Genomic DNA, 21934 nt, shown 5'->3' on the forward strand with positions numbered 1-21934 from the left:
GGGGTCAGGGGCGGAGCCCCGGCAGTGGCGGCAGAGCCGGAAGGCCCGGCCCCCAGGTGGGGGGCCGGGCCTTCCGTCATGTGCAGGTCGCGTCAGCGACTAGGCCTCGAAGACCTCGTTGATCAGCAGCTGCTGCTCCGCCTGGTGGCGCTTGGCGGAACCCACCGCCGGCGACGAGCCGTGCGGACGCGAGACGCGCCGCAGGCGCTCGCCCGCCGGGATGTCCGCGCCGACCGCCAGGTCGAGGTGGTCGATCAGGTTCAGCGCGATGAACGGCCACGCACCCTGGTTCGCCGGCTCCTCCTGCGCCCAGATGTACTTCGCCGCGTTCGGGAACTTGGCGATCTCCGCCTGGAGCTCCGCACCCGGCAGCGGGTACAGGCGCTCGATGCGGATGATCGCGGTGTCCGTGATGCCGCGCTTCTCCCGCTCGGCCTCCAGGTCGTAGTAGACCTTGCCCGCGCAGAAGACGACCTTGCGGACCGCGTTCGGGTCCACCGTCGAGTCGCCGATGACCGGACGGAAGGAACCGCTCGTGAACTCCTCCGCCTTCGACGCCGCCGCCTTCAGACGCAGCATCGACTTCGGGGTGAAGACGATCAGCGGCTTGTGGTGCGGGTTGTGGACCTGCCAGCGCAGCAGGTGGAAGTAGTTCGACGGCAGGGTCGGCATCGCGACCGTCATGTTGTCCTGCGCGCACATCTGGAGGAAGCGCTCCGGGCGGGCGGACGAGTGGTCCGGGCCCTGGCCCTCGTAGCCGTGCGGCAGCAGCAGCGTGACGCCGGAGGTCTGGCCCCACTTCTGCTCGGCCGAGGAGATGAACTCGTCGACGATGGTCTGCGCACCGTTGACGAAGTCACCGAACTGGGCCTCCCACAGGACCAGCGCGTCCGGACGGGCCAGCGAGTAGCCGTACTCGAAGCCCATGGCCGCGTACTCGGAGAGCAGCGAGTCGTAGACGTTGTAGCGGGCCTGGTCGTCCGACAGGTACAGCAGCGGCGTGTAGTCCTCGCCGGTCTCCCGGTCGATGAGGACCGCGTGGCGCTGGCCGAACGTGCCGCGGCGGGAGTCCTGGCCGGACAGCCGGACCGGGGTGCCCTCCATCAGCAGCGAACCGAAGGCCAGGGTCTCGCCCATGCCCCAGTCGATGGTGCCGTCGTCGATCATCGCCGCGCGGCGCTGCAGCTGCGGCAGCAGACGCGGGTGGACCGTGACGCCGTCGGGGATGTTGACCTGGGCCTCGGCGATCCGCTTGACGACGTCCTGCGAGATCGCCGTGTTCACGGCGACCGGGAAGTCGGGCTGCGGGGCCGGGACCGGAGCGGCGACCGCGGGCTGCGTGGCGGCCTCGCGGACCTCCGCGAAGACCTTCTCCAGCTGGCCCTGGAAGTCCTGGAGCGCCTGCTCGGCCTCTTCCAGCGTGATGTCGCCGCGACCGATGAGGGACTCGGTGTACAGCTTGCGCACCGAGCGCTTCTTGTCGATCAGGTCGTACATCAGCGGCTGCGTGAACGCCGGGTTGTCGGACTCGTTGTGGCCGCGGCGGCGGTAGCAGATGAGGTCGATGACCACGTCCTTGTTGAACGCCTGGCGGAACTCGAAGGCCAGACGGGCAACGCGCACGACCGCTTCCGGGTCGTCGCCGTTCACGTGGAAGATCGGCGCCTCGATCATGCGGGCCACGTCGGTCGCGTACATCGAGGAACGCGAGGACTCCGGGGCGGCGGTGAAGCCGACCTGGTTGTTGATCACGACGTGAACGGTGCCGCCGGTGCGGTAGCCGCGCAGCTGCGACATGTTCAGCGTCTCGGCGACCACGCCCTGGCCGGCGAACGCGGCGTCGCCGTGCAGCGCCAGCGGCAGGACGGTGAAGTCCGTGCCGCCCTTGTTGATGACGTCCTGCTTGGCGCGGGCGACACCCTCCAGGACCGGGTCCACCGCCTCCAGGTGGGAGGGGTTGGCGACGAGCGAGACCTTGATCTGCTCGCCGTCCAGGCCGGTGAAGGTGCCCTCGGCGCCCAGGTGGTACTTGACGTCGCCGGAGCCGTGCATGGACTTCGGGTCGAGGTTGCCCTCGAACTCGCGGAAGATCTGCGCGTACGACTTGCCGACGATGTTCGCCAGGACGTTCAGGCGGCCGCGGTGGGCCATGCCGATGACGACCTCTTCGAGGCGGGCCTCGGCGGCCGAGTCGATGACGGCGTCGAGCAGCGGGATGACGGACTCGCCGCCCTCCAGGGAGAAGCGCTTCTGGCCGACGTACTTCGTCTGCAGGAAGGTCTCGAAGGCCTCGGCCGCGTTCAGGCGGCGCAGGATGCGCAGCTGCTCCTCGCGCTCCGGCTTGGTGTGCGGGCGCTCGATGCGGTCCTGGATCCAGCGGCGCTGCTTCGGGTCCTGGATGTGCATGAACTCGACGCCGGTGGTGCGGCAGTACGAGTCGCGCAGCACGCCGAGGATGTCGCGGAGCTTCATCATCGACTTGCCGGAGAAGCCGCCGACCGCGAACTCGCGCTCCAGGTCCCACAGGGTGAGGCCGTGCTCGGTGATGTCCAGGTCGGGGTGCTTGCGCTGCTTGTACTCCAGCGGGTCGGTGTCGGCCATGACGTGGCCGCGGACCCGGTAGGAGTGGATCAGCTCGAAGACGCGGGCGGCCTTCGTGACGTCGTCGTCGTGCGAGGCGTCGATGTCGCGGTTCCAGCGGACCGGCTCGTACGGGATCCGCAGGGACTCGAAGACCTGGTCGTAGAAGCCGTCCTCGCCGAGGAGCAGGTTCGCGACGATGCGCAGGAACTCGCCGGAGGCCGCGCCCTGGATGACCCGGTGGTCGTAGGTCGAGGTCAGGGTCATGACCTTGGAGATGCCCAGCTTGTTCAGGGTGTCCTGCGAGGTGCCCTGGAACTCGGCGGGGTAGTCCATGGAGCCGACGCCCATGATGACCGACTGTCCGGGCATCAGGCGGGGCACCGAGTGGACGGTGCCCAGGCCGCCGGGGTTGGTCAGCGAGACGGTGACGCCGGTGAAGTCGTCCATCGTCAGCTTGCCGACGCGGGCGCGGCGCACGATGTCCTCGTAGGCCTGCCAGAACTCGAAGAAGTTGAGGGTCTCGGCCTTCTTGATGCCGGCGACGACGAGCTGACGGTCGCCGTTCGGCTTCACGAGGTCGATCGCGAGGCCGAAGTTCACGTGCTCCGGCTTGACCAGGGTCGGCTTGCCGTCCTTCTCCGCGAAGGAGTGGTTCATCGACGGCATGGCCTTGATGGCCTGCACCATCGCGTAGCCGATGAGGTGGGTGAAGGAGATCTTCCCACCGCGGGCGCGCTTGAGGTGGTTGTTGATGACGATGCGGTTGTCGAACAGCAGCTTCACCGGGACGGCGCGGACGGACGTGGCCGTCGGGACGTCGAGGGAGGCGTTCATGTTCTTGGCCACGGCGGCGGCCGGGCCGCGGAGCGTCACCAGTTCGGGGCCGGCGGGGGCCTCGGTGGCGGGCGCGGCCTTCTGAGCCGGAGTGGTGGCGGCGGCCGGAGCCTGGGCCTGAGGGGCGGGCGCGGCCGGTGCGGCGGCCGGGGCCTGGGAGGTGACAGTCACAGCAGGGGCACCAGAGGGGGTGGCAGGAGCAGGGGCAGGAGCTGACACAGGTGTGGGCGCGGCTGCGGGCGCGGCCGGCGCCGCCCCCGTGGCGGCGTCGACGGCCTGGGGAACCCCGGCGGTGGCGGTGGCGGCCTGTGCGGAGGCGCCGTCCGTCGTCGGGGTCTTGGTGGGTTCGGCCGCCTTCACCGGGGCGGCAGCGCCCCCCGGCTTGTAGTCGGCGAAGAAGTCCCACCAGGCCCGGTCGACCGAACTCGGGTCCTGGAGGTACTGCTGATAGATCTCGTCGACGAGCCACTCATTCGCGCCGAAGCCTGAGGCGGGGTTCTTCCCGCCCTCTGCTGCTTCGGTCGTGGTGCTCGGGTTACTGGGGGACTGTGGCGACACGGCGGCAACCGCCCTCTTCCGCTTCACAAGGTATGGACAGCGGGGATAAAGGCTACGCCTCCCAGGGCGTGTGATGCAGGCCGGGCGGGACTTCCGTCGTGCAGGTCACACCGAACGGCGGGTTTCACCCATCGGAATGGCGGGAAACAAGCGTGGTTCGGGTAGGGGACAGCCAGGTTGCGACCCCCTAGGCCTCGCACCCCTGACGACCCCGGGCACGTGTGGCCGAGATCATGTCCTTCCCACTCGAACCCTACGTCAAGAAGGGACCTGTGAGCTGCCCGGAAGGGTGACAAGGATCCGGCAACCCCGTGACGATTCGGCCACGCCGATGTGCCCGCCGTGCAGGCCCACCGCCCAGCGCGCGATGGCCAGCCCCAGACCGGTGCCCCCGTCGCCGCCCGCGTCCCCGCCCCCGCCGGAACCCCGGTTGAAGCGCTCGAAGACCCGGTGCCGTTCCGCCTCCGGAATCCCGGGACCCTCGTCCACGACCTCCAGCGCCAGGCTCCCCGGGGCCGCCCCGGCCCGCGCCCGGACCGTGACCCGGCCGTGCGCCGGACTGTGCTTCACCGCGTTGTCGATCAGGTTCGCCACCACCTGGTGCAGCCGTTCCGCGTCCGCGTACGCGGTCAGCTCCGGAGGGTGCACATCCAGATGAAGATGCACGTCATTACGGGTATGCCCACCCGAACCGGACGACAGCCCCGGCCGCCCCGCGGCCGCCAGCCCCGACTCCTTCAGCACCCCCGACAGGTACGGCCACACCTCGAACCGGCGCGCCTTCAACGGCACCACACCGTTGTCCACCCGCGACAGGTCCAGCAGCGTGTCCACCAGCCGGCCCAGCCGCTCCGCCTGCTTCAGCATCGTCCGCATGGTCTCCGGATCGGCCTCCGAGACCCCGTCCACCACGTTCTCCAGCACCGCCCGCAACGCGGCGATCGGAGTCCGCAGCTCGTGCGAGACGTTCGCCACCAGCTCTCGACGGTGCCTGTCCTCGGCCTCCAGGTCATCGGCCATCCGGTTGATCGTCGACGCCAGGTCACCCAGCTCGTCACGGCGCCCGGCACCCCGCACCCGGCGCGTGTAGTCCCCGTGCGAGATCGCCCGGGCCACCGTCGTCATCTCGTCCAGCGGCGCCGTCAGACCGTGCGCCACGAACTGGGTGATCAGCATCGACGCGATCACCGAGAAGACCGTGATGAACCGCAGCTCCGTGGCCGTGCGCAGGGCCACCATCAGCAGCCCCGTCGTGATGAACACCGACACCACGACGAGCACGCCCAGCTTCGTCTTGATCGAGAACGGCGAGTAGGGCCGCAGACCCGGCCCCCGCGGCGGGCCGCTCACGACTGCGCCGGGGTCTCCAGGGCGTACCCGACGCCGTGGACCGTACGGATCCGGTCCGCACCGATCTTCCGCCGCAGCGCCTTGATGTGGCTGTCGACCGTACGGGTCCCCGACGCGTCCGCCCAGTCCCACACCTCCGCCAGCAGCTGCTCCCGCGAGAGCACCGCACGCGGCGTCCCCGCCAGGCACACCAGCAGGTCGAACTCCGTCGGCGTCAGGTGCACGTCCTCCGCCTGCACCCGCACCCTGCGCTGCGCGTGGTCGATCTCCAGGTCGCCCAGCCGCAGCGTCGCCCCGCGCGGAGCCGTCGCGGCCAGCGTGGCCCGCTCCACCCGGCGCAGCAGCACGTGGACCCGCGCGGCCAGCTCGCGCATCGAGAACGGCTTCGTCATGTAGTCGTCCGCTCCGACCCCGAGCCCGACCAGCATGTCGGTCTCGTCGTCCCGGGCCGTGAGCATCAGCACCGGGACCGGCCGCTGCGCCTGGACCCGGCGGCAGACCTCCAGCCCGTCGAAGCCGGGCAGCATGACGTCCAGCACCAGCAGCTCGGGCTGCCAGCTCTCCGCGGCCGCGACGGCGGCCGGGCCGTCGTAGGCCGTCTGCACCTGGAAGCCCTCGGCCCGCAGCCGCGCCGCGATGGCGTCGGCGATGGTGCGGTCGTCCTCGACCACGAGCACGCGCCGCTGGGCACCTGGAGTGGCCGCGGCGACGCTGTGGGTGGTGTGTGTCTGTTCCATGTCCCGCCCCTGAAGATCCCGCGTGATGGGGTGCAGCGTAGAGGAGGCACCGGCCTGCGGCCATGCGGGGTTCGGACAGGAGCCGGGGTCATCCGGAATCAGAGATTCATCCCGTCGGGTCGAATCCGGGCAGCGCGTCCAGCACCTTCCGGAGGCCCGGAGCCAGCTCCGTCTGGTCCGCCGTGACCTCGGAACCGCCGTGCACGAAGGCGTACGTGAACCCGTCGTAGACCGGCGGATCGGCCGTCGCCACCCGGGGCAGGTGCGCGAGGTCCGCCTCCCGCAGCGCGGTGCGCAGCGCCTCCAGCCGGGCCGGCTCCAGCTTCCCGGAGCGCAGGTCACGGGCCTTGCCGTCGAGGAGGGTCCAGGAGCCGTCGCCCTTGACCAGGACGGTCCGCGTCTGGCCCGCGAAACCGCCGCTGCGGGTCACGCGCACGAGGGTCCCGGCGGTCGTCCCGGTCGCCGCGGGGGACGTGGGGGCGGGCGAGGGTGTCGCGGGCGCAGGCGTCGCGGGCGGTGACGTCGTGGGCGGGGGCGTCGCCGGCCCCGTCGCCGTCGGGGCCGCCGTCGCGTCCGGAGGCCCCCCGGACCCGCCGCCGCAGCCCGCCAGCACCAGCACCGCGCCCAGCAGCACCACCGTCGCGGCCCAGGCCGCCCGGATCGCTCGCACACCCACCTCCGCAGGTACTCCGACCGAACACCGAGTATGGAGCCCCCGCCCCCCGACCGAAAGCACCCGGAGGCCGCCATCCGCCGCATCACCCCCTGGCGCGCGCTGCCCCCGCTGACCGCCGTGCTCCTCGGGCTGTGGGGCCTGCCGCGCGGCCCCGGCGGCGGGAGCATGTGGCGCGACGAGTCCACCACCTGGCAGGTCGCCCACCGCCCCCTGCGCGGACTGTGGGAACTGCTCGGGCAGGTCGACGCGGTGCACGGCCTCTACTACCTGCTGATGCACGGAGTCTTCGCCCTCTGGGACGGCGGCCCCTGGGCCCTGCGGCTGCCGTCCGTGGCCGGCACGGCCCTCGCCGCCGCCGGAGTGGCCGCCGTGGCCCACCGGCTGGCGGGCGAGCGGGCCGCACTGCTCGCCGGCACCGCGTACGCCGTGCTGCCGCCGGTGCAGGCGTACGCGCAGGAGGGGCGCTCGTACGCCCTGGTCGCGGCGGCCGTGGCCTGGGCGACGTACCTGATGCTGCGCGAGCGGTGGGCGGCCTACGCGGTGGTGCTCCTGCTGGGCTGCTGGCTGCACGAGTTCGCCGTACTGGCCCTGCCGGCGCACGCCTTCGCCGCCGGGCGGGCGCCGGGCTGGCGCCGGGCGGCGGGGGCCGTCCTCGCCGGGCTGCTCCCGCTGGCCCTGGTGAGCGCGCGGCAGGCGCCGGCGCAGCTGGGCTGGCTGGGGCGGCCGTCGTGGCAGGACTGGACGGCGTACGCGGTCCTGGTGGCGGCTGTGGCCCTGCTGGCGCGGGGGGCCGGGGACCGGGACCTCGTACGGGTGGCCGTGCCGCTGGCGCTGCTGCCCCCCGGGCTGCTGATGGCGGTCTCGCTCGCGCACCCCTGGTACGTCGACCGGTACGTCCTGTACGCGCTGGCCGGCCTCGCCGTGCTGGCCGGGGCGCGGGGGAGCGGGACGCGGACGCGGTGGGTGCCGTGGCTGCTGGCCGGGGTGCTGCTGGTGCCCCTCGCGGGGTGGTCGGTGTGGCTGCGCACCCCCCAGGCGCGCAAGGACGACGCCCTCGCCGTCGCGGCGGCGGTGCGGGAGCGGGCCCGGCCGGGGGACGCGGTGCTGTTCATGCCGTCCCGGCGGCGGGAGTGGCTGCTGTCGTCACCCGGGGCGTACGGCTCCCTGCGGGACGTCGCCCTGTCCCGCACCCCGGCGCAGTCCCGCACCCTGCACGGCACGGAACTCCCGGCGGACGCCGTCCGGGCGGCGGTCCTGGCCTCCCCGAGGGTGATAGCCCTGCTGGACCCGCCGGACCAGCCGCTGGACCACGACCCCGCGGAGGCGGCGAAGCGCGAGGCCCTGGCGCGGTCGTTCGACCGCTGCTCGGTGACCCCGGTCCGCGGGGCCAGGGTGGCGGTGTACGCCTGGCGGGGGACGTGCGGGTGAGGGGGCGCGGCGCGGGGGCGCGGGGGCGCGGGGGCCGGCGTCTGAAGCCGGCCGGGGGGACACCGCCTTCCGCGGCCCCGGCCCCAACGCCGCCTCCCCGGGCCGGGGATGGCCCAGGATGGGTGCGGACCGTGTTCGACGCCGCGCCCGGAGGTTTCCGCATGCCCGTACCCGAGATGCCCGTACCCGAGATGCCCGTACCCGAGATGCCCGCACCCGGGTTGCCCGGCCCCCTCGTCGGCAGCGGCTGGCTCGCGGAGCGGCTCGGCCGGGTCGTGGTGTTCGACGCCTCCGTCGGGGCGCACCGGGGGGCTCCCGTGCGGATTCCCGGAGCGCGGCCCTTCGACCTCGACGGCGCCCTCAGCGACCACGCGGCCGCGGTCCCGCACACCATGCCCTCCCCGGCGGACTTCGCCGAGGCCCTCTGCGGGCTCGGGGTGCACGACACCGACACCGTGGTCGTGTACGACGGTGCCGGGATCTACTCCAGCGCCCGCGCCTGGTGGATGCTGCGCGCCATGGGCTTCGACCGGGTGGCCGTGCTGGACGGGGGCCTGCCCGCGTGGGTGGCCGCCGGGCTGGACGTCGAGGCCGGGGCGGCGGCGTACGAGGGGCCGCGCGGCTCCTTCACCGCCCGGCCCAGGTCCGGGCTGCTGGTGGACGCCGGCACCGTCGCCGACGCGCTCAGCGACCCCGCCGCAGCCGTGTTCGACGCCCGGAGCCGGGAGCGGTTCGCCGGGACCGCCCCCGAGCCGCGGCCGGGGTTGCGGGGCGGGCACATGCCGGGCGCGGTGAACCTGCCGTTCGGCGAACTCCAGGGGCCGGACGGCCTGATGCGGCCCGCCGGGGAACTGCGCGCGGCGTTCGGGGCGTTGGCCGGGGACAGGGAGCGGCTCCTCTTCAGCTGCGGTTCCGGCGTCACGGCCTGCGTGCTCGCGCTGGGGGCGACCCTGGCGGGGTACGGGCGGACCGCGGTGTACGACGGGTCGTGGAGCGAGTGGGGCCTGCCCTCGCAGCGGCGGCCGGTGGTGACGGGGCCCTGAGGGTGGGGCCAGCACCACCCCGGTCCGGGATGCCCGCACCAGCGCGGTTCCGCGTGCCGTTGGACAGACTCGCCCCATGGCACCTCACACCACCTCGCTCCGCCTCGCCGCCACCGCCGCCGGGGCCGCCCTCCTCCTCGGCGGCTGCGCGCTGACGGGCGCCGGCCCGGCCAGGACCCTCGATGCCGACGCCACCGTCCCCGAGGCGGTCACGGCGGTGGAGCTGACCGGCGTCCGCAGCGGCGACGTCGAGGTGGCCCCCGGCTCCGGCCCCGGGGTCACCGTCCGCCGGGTGGTCCACTACCGGGGGAGCGCGGAGCCCCGGCCCGGACAGCGGGTGTCGGGCGGGGTGCTGACCTTCAGCGACGGCTGCGGGGACGACTGCTGGATCGACTACCGCCTGGAGGTCCCGGCCGCGGTCCGGGTGAAGGTCGAGAGCAGCAGCGGGGACATCACGGTGCGGGGCGTCGCCCGGGCCGAGCTGACCGCGGCGTCCGGCGACGTCCGGGCCGAGGGGATCACCGGCCCGCTGAAGGTGCGTACCGCTTCGGGGCGGATCACGGCCACCGGTCTGGAGGGGGCCGACGCCGAGTTCCGGGCCGCCTCCGGGGACGTGGACGCCGGCTTCGCGAAGGCACCGGCCTCGGTCTCCGTCACCAGCAGCTCGGGCGACGTGACCCTGCGGGCGCCGCGGGCCCCGTACCGGGTGTCCGTGGACACCGCCTCGGGCGACCGGGAGAACGCCCTCGGCGACACCCCGGCAGCCCCGTCCCGGATCGCGGTGCGCACCACCTCGGGCGACGTCCGCCTCCGCGCCCTCTAGGCGACCACCACCGCGTCGACCTCCACCTCGACCAGCCAGGCCGGGTCGATGAAGCGGGCCACCTCGACGAACGTCGTCGCCGGGCGGACCGCGGCGAAGCGCTCGCCGTGGGCCCGCGCGGCCGCCTCCCAGGCGGTGATGTCGGTGAGCATGATCCGGGTCCGCACGACGTCGGCGAGCGAGGCGCCGGCCTCCTCCAGGGCGCGCTGCGCGATGTCGAGGCAGCGGACCGTCTGGGCGTGGACGTCGCCCGGGCCGACCGTGGAGCCGTCGTCCCCGATCGGGGCCGTGCCGGCGACGGCCACGTACGGCCCCGTGCGCACCGCGCGCGAGAAGCCGATCCGGGGTTCCAGCGGGGAGCCGGAGCTGACGGTCCGTCGTGTGTCTGCCATGCCGTCATGGTGCTACGACGGGCCCGCCGAATGTGTTCGCCCCGGGCGAACGGGTGTTGGGGAACATTGCCCGGCGCAGAAGCATTGAGTCGGCATAGCTCAACTTCACTGCCGGAGGGAAGATCATGGCTTCGACGTCCGTAACGCTCACCCTGCCCGTACTGCCGCTCGACGACGAGGTCGTGCTGCCCGGGATGGTCGTTCCCCTGGACCTGTCCGACGCCGAGGTGCGCGCAGCCGTGGAGGCCGCGCAGGCGGCGGCGGGCAGCGGGAAGCCCCGGGTGCTGCTCGTGCCGCGGGTCGACGGGAAGTACGCCGGCATCGGTGTGCTGGGGACCGTCGAACAGGTCGGCCGGCTCTCCGACGGGGATCCCGGGGCGCTGATCCGCGGGCGCGGCCGCGTCCGGATCGGCGCCGGGACCACCGGGCCCGGGGCGGCGCTCTGGGTCGAGGGGGAGACCGTCGACGAGAAGGTGCCCGACCCCCTGCCCGGGGCGGTCGCCGAGCTCGTCAAGGAGTACAAGGCCCTCGCCACCAGCTGGCTGAAGAAGCGCGGTGCCTGGCAGGTCGTGGACCGGGTGCAGCAGATCGAGGGGGTGTCGGCGCTCGCCGACAACTCCGGGTACTCGCCGTTCCTGAGCGTGGCCCAGAAGGTCGAGCTGCTGGAGACCATCGATCCGGTCGCCCGCCTGCGCCTCGCCGTCAAGGCGCTCTCCGACCACCTCGCCGAACAGGACGTGGCCGAGTCCATCGCCAAGGACGTCCAGGACGGCGTGGACAAGCAGCAGCGCGAGTTCCTGCTCCGCCGTCAGCTGGAGGCCGTCCGCAAGGAGCTGCGCGAGCTGGGCGGGGAGAAGGAGGGCGAGGAGTCCGACGACTACCGCGCCCGCGTCGAGGCCGCCGACCTGCCCGAGAAGGTGCGCGAGGCCGCCCTCAAGGAGGTCGACAAGCTGGAGCGGTCCAGCGACCAGAGCCCCGAGGGCTCCTGGATCCGCACCTGGCTGGACACCGTCCTGGAACTGCCCTGGAACGAGCGCACCGAGGACGCGTACGACATCCAGGGCGCCCGCGCCGTGCTCGACGCCGAGCACGCCGGGCTGAACGACGTGAAGGACCGCATCACCGAGTACCTCGCCGTGCGCAAGCGGCGCGGCGAACGCGGCATGGGCGTCGTCGGCGGACGGCGCGGCGGAGCGGTCCTCGCGCTCGTCGGGCCCCCCGGCGTCGGCAAGACCTCGCTGGGCGAGAGCGTCGCCCACGCCATGGGGCGCAAGTTCGTCCGCGTCGCCCTCGGCGGCGTACGGGACGAGGCCGAGGTCCGCGGCCACCGCCGCACCTACGTCGGCGCCCTGCCCGGCCGCATCGTGCGGGCGATCAAGGAGGCCGGGTCGATGAACCCGGTCGTGCTCCTCGACGAGATCGACAAGGTCGGATCGGACTTCCGCGGCGACCCGGCGGCCGCCCTCCTGGAGGTCCTGGACCCCGCACAGAACCACACCTTCCGGGACCACTACCTGGAGGTGGAGCTGGACCTCAGCGACGTCGTCTTCCTCGCGACGGCCAACGTCCTGGAGGCCATCCCCGAAGCCCTCGCCGACCGCATGGAGCTGGTGCGCCTCGACGGCTACACCGAGGACGAGAAGGTCGTCATCGCCCGCGACCACCTGCTGCCCCGCCAGCTGGAGCGCGCCGGACTCACCGCGGAGGAGGTGGCCCTCGGGGAGGACGCGCTGCGCAAGCTGGCCGGCGAGTACACCCGCGAGGCCGGCGTGCGCACCCTGGAGCGCTCCATCGCCCGGCTCCTGCGCAAGGTGGCCTCCCAGCACGAACTGGGCGAGCGGGAGTTCCCCTTCGCCATCGGCGCGGGCGAGCTGCGCGGCCTGATCGGCCGCCCGCACCACGTGCCCGAGTCCGCCCAGGACCCGGCGGAGCGGCGGACGGCCGTCCCGGGCGTGGCCACCGGCCTCGCCGTCACCGGCGCGGGCGGGGACGTCCTGTTCGTCGAGGCCTCCCTCGCCGACCCGGAGACCGGCGCCGCCGGGCTCACCCTCACGGGCCAGCTGGGCGACGTCATGAAGGAGTCGGCACAGATCGCCCTCAGCTTCCTGCGCTCGCACGGCGCGGAGCTGGAGCTGCCGGTCGCCGACCTGAAGGACCGGGGCGTGCACATCCACTTCCCGGCGGGCGCCGTCCCCAAGGACGGCCCGAGCGCGGGCATCACCATGACCACCGCGCTGGCGTCCCTGCTCTCCGGCCGCCAGGTCCGCACGGACGTGGCCATGACCGGCGAGGTCTCGCTGACCGGACGGGTGCTCCCGATCGGCGGGGTCAAGCAGAAGCTGCTGGCCGCGCACCGGGCCGGGCTCACCACCGTGATCATCCCCAAGCGGAACGAGGCCGACCTGGACGACGTCCCGAGCGAGGTGCTGGAGGGACTGGAGGTGCACCCCGTGACGGACGTGCGCCAGGTGCTGGAGCTGGCCCTCGCCCCGGCGGTGGTCTCCTTCACCAAGGCCGCCTGACCCCAAGGCCGCCTGACCGGAAGCCGCGCACGGCCCGCAGGGCCCGGGAACCCCCATCGGCGGGGCCCCGGGCCCCCGGCGCACCCGCTGCGAAATACTGGTGCCGAACAGGGGTGCCACGGCGCGCCCCGCCACCGAGGGGAGCGGCACGTGCACGGCAGCGAAGACCAGGAGTTCCTCGCCCTGGAGCGGGAGCTGTCCGTCTTCCTGCGGCGCGCCCGGGCCTCCTCCGGCGAGATGGCCCGCGCCCTGCACCCCGAGCTGGAACCGGCCGCGTACGGGCTGCTGGTCCGCCTGGAGGCCGCCGGCCGCCAGCGGGCCACCGAGCTGGCCGCCTACTTCGGCGTCGGCAAGGCCACCATGAGCCGGCAGCTGCGCGCCCTGGAGGTGCTCGGCCTCGTGGCCCGCGAGCCGGACCCCGCCGACGGCCGCGCCTTCCTCGTCGGCCTCACCGAAGAGGGCCGGGAACGCTTCCTGCGCGTCCGGGGGGCCCGGCGCGAGCAGTACATGCGCAAGCTGGCCGACTGGGACCGCGGCGAGGTCGCGGAGCTGGCCCGGCTGCTCAACCAGCTGAACTCCGGCGAGGAGTAGGGAACAGGGGAGCAGAGGACCGGCGAGCGGCCCGGCGGCCGCGGGGATCAGAGCTCCGCGTAGACCGCGGAGGCGTCGTCGTGCCGCTTGTGCCGGGCCGGCGGGCGCAGCGGGTCCGACTCCACGGTCCGGACCCGCCCGATCAGCCCCCGCGCCCCCTCCTTGCGCAGCACGTCCAGGCAGGCCGCCCAGTCGCCCTCCCCGAACGTGTCCGTCCAGCGGCTCGCCCCGTCCGTGAGCGCGGCCACCGCCAGCACCTCCGCGCGCGGGGTGCGCCCGGTGACGGCCCGGGCCGCCACCGCCGGGTCCGCGGCCGCCGTGAAGAAGCCCCCCTCGGCATTGCGCAGCGCGTCGGTCGCCGCCACCGAGCCGCGCACCCCGTCCGGCACCCGGTCCAGCCGGTCGTCCAGCACCGGCGTGACCGCACCGCCGGGTCCGCGGAGCAGGAGCACGGAATCGGAGAGCACGAGGTGCTCCACGTACGACTCGTCCCAGCGGACCAGGACCACCGTCGCCTGCGGGGTCCGGACGTGAGAAAGGTCACAGGTGTCCCGGTGGGCGTCGGCGGTGTCGGTGATCGCCCGGGCCAGGACCCCCTCCAGGGGCATGTCCCGCCGCGATCCGGACAGTTCGGTCAATCGGCCGCCGAGCCGGGTGGAGAACCAGGGCACTCCGTGCACGCACCCGTCGTCCCCGCGCGGCGGGGTCACCCCGTCCAGGACGACCACCACGCCGCCTCCCGACGCAGGTGCCGACGCCGACACCCAGTCCTGGTTGGGGTGTTCCGGGTTGCCGGGTTCGGAGGCCAGGTCGATGCGCATGCGGACATTCTGCCCGCAGGGGCCTCCGGAGGGCCGGAAGGTCCATACCAATGCCGGAAAGGGTCGGCCCGGCCGCCCGGAAGCCCCGCCCGCCCCCCACCGTGAAATGTGGGCGGGCATACTGCCAAAGCCCGCCGCGTTCTTTCAACCGCCCGTCCATGCCGGGCCACTGACACGCAGTGTCCGAGTTGGTCGGCCACTCCTCCGTGATGTTCACTCCTTCGAGTGGCCGGGTGGGCGATGTGCGGCTCTCCTCCCAACACACTGCGAAGGTCTGAGGCGGTACGAGGGGGCAGGGGGCGTTTACTTGTTGACCGGCCGTTACCTCGGCCACACGAGTAGACGAGCACGAGCACACGTACAGGATTGCGAGCACCGGTGTCTAAGAAGCGGTCTCGGAAGAACGGCACCGCCAGCGCCGACGGACCCGCCAACGCAGGACGGCGCGTACGCGTCCGCAGCAGGCTGGTGGTCGGAGTAGCAGTCGCCGGACTCACCGTCCTCGCGGCAGGCACCCCCGCCGTCGTTTCCGCCACGAGGGAACTGAACGACTCCCAGCGCCTGGTCACCCTCGCGGAACAGACGCAGCACGCCCTCACCCTCGCCCACCTCCTCGGCGACGAGCGCGACGCGGTCGTCGAGTACGCCGCCAAGGGCCGGCCCGGCAACGCCAAGGCACCCGTCGACGAGCGCACCGCGCGCACCGACCGGCAGATCGCCGAACTCCGCCCCGAGGCCGACGCGGAACTCGCCCGCGCCCTCGGCAAGGTCAAGGCCGTCCGCGCCGAAGCCGTCGACGGCAAGGGCACCGCCCTCGCCGCCCACCAGGCCTACGCCGGACTCCTCACCGAACTCCTCGCACCCGGCGACCGCCTCGCCGAACTCACCCCGCCGCGCGCCGAGGACGCCCTCGCCGTCACCCGGCCCATGGCCCCCCTGGGCCAGGCCGTGGACCAGGCGTCCGCCACCCGCGGCCTGCTGCTCGCCGCCCTGGCCGTCCCGCGCGCCGAGCAGACCCCGAACTCCGCCGTCGCCGACGAGCTCACCGGCGCCGCCCAGCGCTCCCGCGTCCGCGAACAGGCCGCCCTCGACGACTTCGCGCGCGCCGCCCGGCCCGCCGTACGCCAGACCCTCGCCGCCACCGTCACCGGCCCCGAGGTCAAGGCCGCCGACGACCAGCTCAAGCGCCTCACCGAGCGGTCCACCCTGACCCCGGCCGAACGCAAGGCCACCGACGCCGCCGCCCTCGCCACCACCCTCACCGCCCGCATCGACCGGATGCGCTCGGTGGAGTCCACCCTGGCCGGGGACCGCGCCACCGCCTTCACCAAGCTGCGCGACGACGACGTCACCCGGCTGGAGCTGATGGCCGCCGGACTCGGCGTCCTCTTCCTCTTCGTCATCGGCTTCTCCACTGCCGTCGCCCGCTCCCTCACCAGACCCCTGTCGGTGCTGCGGCGCGGCGCGGAACGGCTCGCGACCCCCGAAGGCTCCCAGGAGCCCGTCCGCTTCACCGGCCGCAACGACGAGTTCGCCGAGGTCGTACGCCACCTCAACGCGGTCCGCGACCAGACCGTCGCCCTGCACACCAAGGTCGCCGGGCTCGACGCGGACCGCCGCCGCCTCATCGGCCGCAACGAAGCCCTCACCGGCGGCCGCGAGGTCCTGGAGGAGGAGCTCGCCAAGCTGCGCGCGGGACTCGAAGAGCACCGCCGCATCATGTCGACGACCTCCGTCTCGCTCTCCCTGCGCACCCTCGGCCTCGTCGAGCGCCAGCTCGCCGTCATCGAGGAGCTGGAGTCCAAGGAGGGCGACCCGGACCGGCTCGCCACCCTCTTCAAGCTGGACCACCTGGCGACCGTCATGCGCCGCCACAACGAGAACCTCCTCGTCCTCGCCGGACAGGAGCACGGCCACGGCCAGAGCCTGCCCGTGCCCCTGGTCGACGTCATGCGGGCCGCCGTCAGCGAGATCGAGCGCTACGAGCGCGTCGAACTCGCGGCCATGCCCTCCTACACCCAGGTCGCCGGGCACGCCGCCGACGACATCTCCCACGTCCTCGCGGAACTCCTCGAGAACGCCACCACCTTCTCCCCGCCCGAAGCCAAGGTGAAGGTGTCCGGCTGGCTCAACGACGCCGGCGACGTGGTCCTGTCCGTCGTGGACGAGGGCATCGGCGTCACCGAGGACCGCCTGGCCTCCCTCAACACCCGCCTGGCCACCCCCGACGCCTACGACGAGGAACCCGAGGCCGAACACGGCCTGGGCCTCGGCCTGTACGTCGCCGGCCGCCTCGCCGCGCGCCACGGCGTCACCGCCGAGCTCCGCGCCGGCCGGCACGGCGGCCTGGAGGCCCTGGTCGTCGTCCCCGAGGCGCTCCTGCCGGACGCCCCGCCCAGCTCCCCGGTGCACACCCTGGCCACGCCCGGCGGCCCCGGGTTCCAGCTGCCCGGCGTGATCGCCGAGGCCAACGAGAACACCCTGCCGCCCCGGCTGCGCCCGCCCGCGGAGGAGCAGACCGCCACGTACGCGCAGCCGGCGGCCGCCGACGCGGAGCCCGCCAAGGTGGTCACGCTCGCCGAGGCCTTCGACGCGGACGCGGACGCGGACGCGGACGCGGGCGTGGATGCCGGCGAGGACGCGGGCGCGGGCGAGGCCGCCGCCGTGGACGCCCCCGCCGACGCCGATGCGGACGCCTCCGCCGACGCGGACGCCGTCGAGCAGGACGCCGACGCCGATGCCGAGGTCTACGAGTCCGACACCTTCGACGCCGGGTCCCTGGTCGCCGAGGCCTTCGGAGCCGGGGCCTTCGCCCGCGCCGACGACACCGCCGCCGCCCCCGAGGCCGCGCGGGACGAAGCCGGCCCGGTGACGCCCGAGGCGGAGCCCGCCAAGGTCGTCACCCTCGCCGAGGCCTTCGAGGACGCCCCGCCGCCCCCCGCCGACCAGGTCTTCACCGCCGCCCCCGAGACGGCCCCCGCCGCCGGAGCCCCGGGCGGGGCCGCTCCCGAGCAGGAGCTCCTCGCGCGGGTCGTGGCCGAAGCGGACGCGGACGCCTTCACGGTGGCCGACCCCGCCCCGGCGGACGCCGCCGAGGAAGCCGGCACCGCGCCCGGTGCACCCGTACAGGAAGAAGGACACCCCGGACCGGCGCACGACGCCGAACAGTCCAGCCACCGGCGGGCCGCCGACGCGGAGGACGGCTTCGTCCCCCGCCAGGGCAGCCACCCCGAGCCCATGGCCGAGCCCGCCCCCCAGCCCGTCACCGCCAAGGGCCTGCCCAAGCGGACCCCGCGCTCCGTGGCGGCCCCCGGCATCGGAAACCCCGCCGCGGCCCGCCCCGAGCCGCGCCGCGTCGACGCCGAGGAACTGCGCCGCCGGCTCGGCGGGTTCTACCAGGGCGCCCAGGACGGGCGCCGGGTCGCAGCGGAAGAACTCGCGCAGGACCGGGGGCAGGGGCACACCGACCAGGGGGACACCGCACAGGAGGCACGCACATGACCGCGCCCAGTACGTACGGACTGAGCACCCAGGCCCGCAACCTGCAGTGGCTGCTGACCGACCTGGTCGAGGAGGTGCCCGGGGTCAACTCCGTGGCCGTCGTGTCCTCGGACGGGCTGCTGCTGCTCTCCTCCGAGCCCGCCGCGGAATCCGCCCGGGGCGACCGCCCCAAGGGCCCCCGCGGCGCCTCGGCCGACCTCGCCACCATCGTGTCCGGACTCGGCAGCCTCACCACCGGTGCGGCCGCCCTCATGGAGTTCGGCACGGTCAAGCAGACGATGGTCGCCATGGAGAACGGCTCCGTCTTCGTCATGTCCATCAGCGACGGCTCCCTGCTCGGCGTGCACGCCACGCCCGACTGCGACATGAGCGTCGTCGCCTACCACATGGCCCTCTTCGTCGGCCGCGCCGGCCACGTCCTGACCCCCGAAGTCCGCAGCGAGCTGCGCCAGTCGATGGAGAAAAACCCGTGAGGAGTACGGCCTCCGACCGGCTGCCGATACGCGGCGCCGACCGCCGCCCCGCCCGCGTCCGCCCGTACTCCCTCACGGGCGGCCGCACCCGCTTCCCGCAGGTGCTGCTGGTGGAGACCTTCGTCGCCACGCTCGACGGCAGTCCGGCCAAGACGCCCGACCGCATGCCCGAGATGCGTGCCATCGTCGAGGTGTGCCGCCGGATGCGCACCATCGCCGAGATATCCGCACTGCTGAAGCTGCCGCTCGGCGTGGTCCGGGTCCTCGTCAGCGACCTCGCCGACCAGGGCCGGATACGCGTCTACGGCACGGGCCACGGCACCGGCCGGCCCGACCGCGCGCTGCTGGAAAGGGTGCTCAGTGGCCTCCGCCGTCTCTGAAACCGCCGCCGTCGCCCCCGCCGGCGTGACGGGCCTCGTCGACGACGAGCCCGTCCAGCCCTGGCAGTACGACCGCTCGCGCGCCCCCGTCGCCGTCAAGGTGCTCGTCGCCGGCGGCTTCGGCGTCGGCAAGACCACCTTCGTGTCCTCCGTCTCCGAGATCACCCCGCTGCGCACCGAAGCGGTGATGACCCAGGCCAGCGTCCCCACCGACGACCTGAGCGGGACCCCGGACAAGAGCACGACCACCGTCGCCATGGACTTCGGGCGCATCACCCTCGACGACGACCTCGTGCTCTACGTGTACGGGACCCCCGGCCAGGAGCGGTTCTGGTTCATGTGGGACGACCTCGTCCGCGGGGCCATCGGCGGCCTGGTGCTCGCCGACACGCGCCGGCTGCGCGACTGCTTCCCCGCCCTCGACTACTTCGAGACCTGCGGGCTGCCGTACGCGGTCGCCGTGAACCACTTCGAGGGCTCGCGCTCCTACGACGTGGAGGACGTGCGGGAGGCACTGACCATCCCGCCGAGCGTCCCCGTCGTGATCATGGACGCGCGGCGCCGGACCACGGTCGTGGAGTCCCTGCTCACCCTGGTGGGCCACGCACTGGACGCCACCCCCGAGTAGGTCCGTTCCCCCTCCCCCCGAATCGAGAACGTGATGCGCAAGATACTCGTCGTCGGGGCCGGCCAGTCCGGCCTCCAGCTCGCCCTCGGCCTCCAGGCCAAGGGCTACGAGATCACCCTCATGTCCAACCGGACCGCGGACGAGATCCGCACCGGACGGGTCATGTCCACCCAGTGCATGTTCGACACGGCGCTCCAGCACGAGCGGGACCTCCAGCTGAACTTCTGGGAGAAGCAGGCCCCGAAGATCCAGGGCCTGGGCGTCTCCGTCGCCGCCCCCGACGGCTCCCGCCCCATCGACTGGCTCGGCCGCCTCAAGGGCTACGCGCAGTCCGTGGACCAGCGCGTGAAGATGGCCGGCTGGCTCGACACCTTCACCCAGCGCGGCGGACAGCTCGTCGTGCACGGCGCGTCCGTCGCCGACCTGGACTTCTTCTCCCGCACGTACGACCTCGTGCTCGTCGCCGCCGGCAAGGGCGAGCTCGTGTCGATGTTCGGGCGGGACGCGGCACGCTCCCCGTACGACACCCCCCAGCGCGCGCTGGCCGTCTCCTACGTCCACGGCCTCGGGCCGCGCCGCGAGCACCCGGACACCGAGGCCGTGCGCTGCAACCTGGTCCCCGGCGTCGGCGAGCTGTTCGTCATGCCGACCCTGACCACCTCGGGGCGCGCCGACATCCTCTTCTGGGAGGGCCTGCCGGGCGGCCCGCTGGACGTCTTCACGGGCATCAACGACCCCTCCGAGCACCTGGCGCTGACGCTGGAGCTCATGGAGAAGTACACCCCGTGGGAGTACGCGCGGGCGACGAAGGTCGAACTGACGGACGCGGGCGGCACCCTCTCCGGCCGCTACGCGCCGGTCGTCCGCAACCCCGTCGGGCGCCTCCCCGGCGGCGGCCTCGTCCTGGGCGTCGCGGACGTGGTCGTGGCCAACGACCCCATCACGGGACAGGGCTCGAACTCGGCGGCCAAGTGCGCGGCCTCGTACCTGTCCTCGATCCTCATGCACGGCGACAAGCCGTTCGACGAGGCGTGGATGAAGGCCACCTTCGACAAGTACTGGTTCACCACCGGCAAGCCGGTGACCCAGTGGACCAACGCCATGCTGGGCGTCCCGCCGGAGCACGTGCTGAACCTGATCGGCGCGGCCGGGCAGCTCCAGCCGGTGGCGAATCGCTTCGCCAACGGCTTCGACAACCCGGCCGACTTCGACTCGTACTTCTACGACCCCGAGGACACGGCCGACTACCTGGCGGAGGCCGCGGCGTCGGTCGCCGCGTCGTCCGGCTCCTCGTCGGGCGCCTCCTCCGACGCGTAGCCCGCGTCGTCCCCCGCCGCCGCGGCCCCGGGCAGCGGCAGCGGGGTGAACTCCGCCAGCGGCGTCCCCTCCGGATCCGGCCGGACCGCCCCGAGCAGCGGGTTCGCCGCGATCGGCGACACCTTCACCGTCGCCCCCGGACGGGGAGCCTGGATCACCTTGCCGTCCCCGACGTACAGGGCCACGTGCGTAGCCTTCGGGAAGTAGACCACCAGGTCCCCCGGCCGCAGCCGGTCCAGCGGCACCCGGGTCAGCCGCTCCCACTGCTCCTGGCTGGTGCGGGGGATGGACCGCCCGGCGTGCTCCCAGGCCCGCGAGGTCAGCCCCGAGCAGTCGAACGAACCCGGCCCCTCGGCCCCCCACACGTACGGCTTGCCGATCTGCGCCGCCGCGTACCGCAGCGCGGCCCCGCCCGCCGCCGTCGGCGTGGTCGTACGGGCGGGCAGCCGGCCCGAGTCCACCAGGCTCCGCTGCGCCCCGGCGGTCACGGCCGCCTCGTGCGCCCCGAGCCCGGCGAGCTCCTCGGGGGTGAGCGCCGCCAGCAGCCGCTCGACCTCCTTGAGCCGGCCCGTCACCTCCGTCTGGGCCTGCTTCTGCCGCGCGGCGAGGGCCTCCTGCTCGTCCCGCGCCTTGCGGGCCGCCCCCGCGAGCGCCCCCGCCTGCTTCCGGTCCCGCTCCAGCCGCGCCACGACCCCGGCCCGCCGGGCACCCTCACGGGCGGCGAGCCGACGCTGGTCGACGGCCTGCTGCGGGTCGCCGGAGAGCAGCAACCGCAGGTAGGGGGAGAGGCTGCCGCCGCGGGTCCCCTGGTACTGCTCCCGGGCGAGCCGCCCGGCGGTGGCCCGCTCGGAGTCGAGCGCTGAACGGGCCCGCCCGAGCTTGGTGGCCAGCCGCTCCTCCTCCGCCTGGCGGGCCTTGAGGGCGACTTCGGCGGCGTTGTAGGCCTCACTGGCCTCCTCGGCCTGCTGGTAGAGGCCTTGGAGGCGGGTGAGCAGCTCGCCGACACCGCGGGCGGGGGCTGGGGCGGGGGCGGCCCGGGCTTCGGGGAGGGGGCCTTCGGCGACGGCGGGCCCGGGGCTGTGGCCGGGGCCCGGCTCGGCGTGGACACCGGCCGGCGGGCCGGCGGCGACGAAGACGGCGGCGAGACAGGCGATCCGCAGCAGTCGTTTTGTCATGTAATCACCTCCGCCGCCCGATGCTGCCACGGGGAGGGGGGAGAGACGGCGTGGGCGGCTGGCGGGTCGGGGGGCGTCACCCGGTCGGGGGGGGGCTCCACG

Annotated in this window: 17 protein-coding genes; 10 read left to right on the top strand and 7 right to left on the bottom strand. The window is 73.7% G+C overall.

The genetic code is table 11. The features are described 5' to 3' along the window. Positions 1-99: 99 nt before the first annotated feature. The 4 genes from D1J60_RS23955 to D1J60_RS37390 form a co-directional block, all read right to left on the bottom strand. Entirely contained in the window at positions 100-3975 is a 3876-nt protein-coding gene (locus tag D1J60_RS23955; RefSeq protein ID WP_125603046.1) for a multifunctional oxoglutarate decarboxylase/oxoglutarate dehydrogenase thiamine pyrophosphate-binding subunit/dihydrolipoyllysine-residue succinyltransferase subunit, read from the bottom strand. Positions 3976-4233: 258 nt separating this feature from the next. Then, positions 4234-5325, bottom strand: coding sequence for an ATP-binding protein (locus D1J60_RS23960; RefSeq protein WP_125822482.1), 1092 nt, complete (start codon positions 5323-5325; stop codon positions 4234-4236). Next, a complete protein-coding gene (locus D1J60_RS23965) occupies positions 5322-6062 on the bottom strand; it encodes a response regulator transcription factor (RefSeq protein WP_007266510.1) in 741 nt (246 codons plus the stop codon). The genes D1J60_RS23960 and D1J60_RS23965 overlap by 4 nt, the downstream gene beginning before the upstream one ends. 106 nt (positions 6063-6168) lie before the next feature. Further along, complete coding sequence (locus D1J60_RS37390; RefSeq protein ID WP_164720958.1) at positions 6169-6732, bottom strand: hypothetical protein; 564 nt, start codon at positions 6730-6732, stop codon at positions 6169-6171. A 36-nt stretch (positions 6733-6768) separates the two neighbouring features. Between D1J60_RS37390 and D1J60_RS23980 the strand changes: the two genes are divergently transcribed. The 3 genes from D1J60_RS23980 to D1J60_RS23990 all read left to right on the top strand — a co-directional run bounded on the left by D1J60_RS23980 (position 6769) and on the right by D1J60_RS23990 (position 10032). Next, positions 6769-8166, top strand: a complete 1398-nt coding sequence (locus D1J60_RS23980) for a glycosyltransferase family 39 protein (protein WP_125822484.1) — start codon at positions 6769-6771, stop codon at positions 8164-8166. Between the two features lie 191 nt (positions 8167-8357). Then, positions 8358-9209: a sulfurtransferase gene (locus D1J60_RS23985; RefSeq protein ID WP_125824167.1), complete on the top strand. Its 852-nt coding sequence runs from the start codon at positions 8358-8360 to the stop codon at positions 9207-9209. A gap of 76 nt (positions 9210-9285) precedes the next feature. Further along, a complete protein-coding gene (locus tag D1J60_RS23990; protein ID WP_125822485.1) occupies positions 9286-10032 on the top strand; it encodes a DUF4097 family beta strand repeat-containing protein in 747 nt (248 codons plus the stop codon). On the opposite strand, the gene D1J60_RS23995 is transcribed toward D1J60_RS23990, so the two are convergent. Continuing rightward, positions 10029-10424, bottom strand: a complete 396-nt coding sequence (locus D1J60_RS23995; RefSeq protein WP_125822486.1) for a RidA family protein — start codon at positions 10422-10424, stop codon at positions 10029-10031. The two genes, D1J60_RS23990 and D1J60_RS23995, sit on opposite strands and share 4 nt — an antisense overlap. A gap of 125 nt (positions 10425-10549) precedes the next feature. Between D1J60_RS23995 and lon the strand changes: the two genes are divergently transcribed. Next, positions 10550-12946: an endopeptidase La gene (lon, locus tag D1J60_RS24000; protein ID WP_125822487.1), complete on the top strand. Its 2397-nt coding sequence runs from the start codon at positions 10550-10552 to the stop codon at positions 12944-12946. 150 nt (positions 12947-13096) lie between these two features. Beyond that, the gene (locus tag D1J60_RS24005; RefSeq protein ID WP_050779716.1) at positions 13097-13537 is read left to right on the top strand and encodes a MarR family transcriptional regulator; all 441 of its coding nucleotides are present in this window, start codon (positions 13097-13099) and stop codon (positions 13535-13537) included. Between the two features lie 47 nt (positions 13538-13584). Here D1J60_RS24005 and D1J60_RS24010 read toward each other — a convergent pair whose 3' ends face one another. Then, entirely contained in the window at positions 13585-14358 is a 774-nt protein-coding gene (locus D1J60_RS24010) for a protein phosphatase 2C domain-containing protein (RefSeq protein ID WP_125822488.1), read from the bottom strand. A gap of 378 nt (positions 14359-14736) precedes the next feature. Between D1J60_RS24010 and D1J60_RS24015 the strand changes: the two genes are divergently transcribed. The 5 genes from D1J60_RS24015 to D1J60_RS24035 are packed head-to-tail and all read left to right on the top strand — an operon-like array spanning position 14737 to position 20657. Continuing rightward, positions 14737-17859: a nitrate- and nitrite sensing domain-containing protein gene (locus D1J60_RS24015; protein WP_164720959.1), complete on the top strand. Its 3123-nt coding sequence runs from the start codon at positions 14737-14739 to the stop codon at positions 17857-17859. Continuing rightward, positions 17856-18332, top strand: coding sequence for a roadblock/LC7 domain-containing protein (locus D1J60_RS24020; RefSeq protein WP_007266520.1), 477 nt, complete (start codon positions 17856-17858; stop codon positions 18330-18332). The genes D1J60_RS24015 and D1J60_RS24020 overlap by 4 nt, the downstream gene beginning before the upstream one ends. Continuing rightward, positions 18329-18712 carry a DUF742 domain-containing protein gene (locus D1J60_RS24025; protein WP_125604805.1) on the top strand — a complete coding sequence of 128 codons (384 nt, stop codon included), beginning with the start codon at positions 18329-18331 and terminating at the stop codon, positions 18710-18712. The genes D1J60_RS24020 and D1J60_RS24025 overlap by 4 nt, the downstream gene beginning before the upstream one ends. Before the next feature lie 25 nt (positions 18713-18737). Continuing rightward, the gene (locus tag D1J60_RS24030) at positions 18738-19340 is read left to right on the top strand and encodes an ATP/GTP-binding protein (protein WP_241253598.1); all 603 of its coding nucleotides are present in this window, start codon (positions 18738-18740) and stop codon (positions 19338-19340) included. Between the two features lie 33 nt (positions 19341-19373). Then, the gene (locus D1J60_RS24035) at positions 19374-20657 is read left to right on the top strand and encodes a styrene monooxygenase/indole monooxygenase family protein (protein ID WP_125822491.1); all 1284 of its coding nucleotides are present in this window, start codon (positions 19374-19376) and stop codon (positions 20655-20657) included. Here D1J60_RS24035 and D1J60_RS24040 read toward each other — a convergent pair. Then, positions 20585-21832, bottom strand: coding sequence for a C40 family peptidase (locus D1J60_RS24040; RefSeq protein WP_125822492.1), 1248 nt, complete (start codon positions 21830-21832; stop codon positions 20585-20587). The two genes, D1J60_RS24035 and D1J60_RS24040, sit on opposite strands and share 73 nt — an antisense overlap. Positions 21833-21934: the final 102 nt, after the last annotated feature.

Origin of the sequence: Streptomyces sp. W1SF4 (genome assembly GCF_003950035.1) — a bacterium.
Lineage (GTDB): Bacteria > Actinomycetota > Actinomycetes > Streptomycetales > Streptomycetaceae > Streptomyces > Streptomyces racemochromogenes.

Coding starts and splice junctions, on each gene's coding strand:
- D1J60_RS23985 (WP_125824167.1), top strand. CDS start 8,358: ATGCCCGTACCCGAGATGCCCGCACCCGGGTTGCCCGGCCCCCTCGTC.
- lon (WP_125822487.1), top strand. CDS start 10,550: ATGGCTTCGACGTCCGTAACGCTCACCCTGCCCGTACTGCCGCTCGAC.
- D1J60_RS23995 (WP_125822486.1), bottom strand. CDS start 10,424: ATGGCAGACACACGACGGACCGTCAGCTCCGGCTCCCCGCTGGAACCC.
- D1J60_RS23965 (WP_007266510.1), bottom strand. CDS start 6,062: ATGGAACAGACACACACCACCCACAGCGTCGCCGCGGCCACTCCAGGT.
- D1J60_RS24035 (WP_125822491.1), top strand. CDS start 19,374: ATGCGCAAGATACTCGTCGTCGGGGCCGGCCAGTCCGGCCTCCAGCTC.
- D1J60_RS24040 (WP_125822492.1), bottom strand. CDS start 21,832: ATGACAAAACGACTGCTGCGGATCGCCTGTCTCGCCGCCGTCTTCGTC.
- D1J60_RS23990 (WP_125822485.1), top strand. CDS start 9,286: ATGGCACCTCACACCACCTCGCTCCGCCTCGCCGCCACCGCCGCCGGG.
- D1J60_RS23980 (WP_125822484.1), top strand. CDS start 6,769: ATGGAGCCCCCGCCCCCCGACCGAAAGCACCCGGAGGCCGCCATCCGC.
- D1J60_RS24020 (WP_007266520.1), top strand. CDS start 17,856: ATGACCGCGCCCAGTACGTACGGACTGAGCACCCAGGCCCGCAACCTG.
- D1J60_RS24010 (WP_125822488.1), bottom strand. CDS start 14,358: ATGCGCATCGACCTGGCCTCCGAACCCGGCAACCCGGAACACCCCAAC.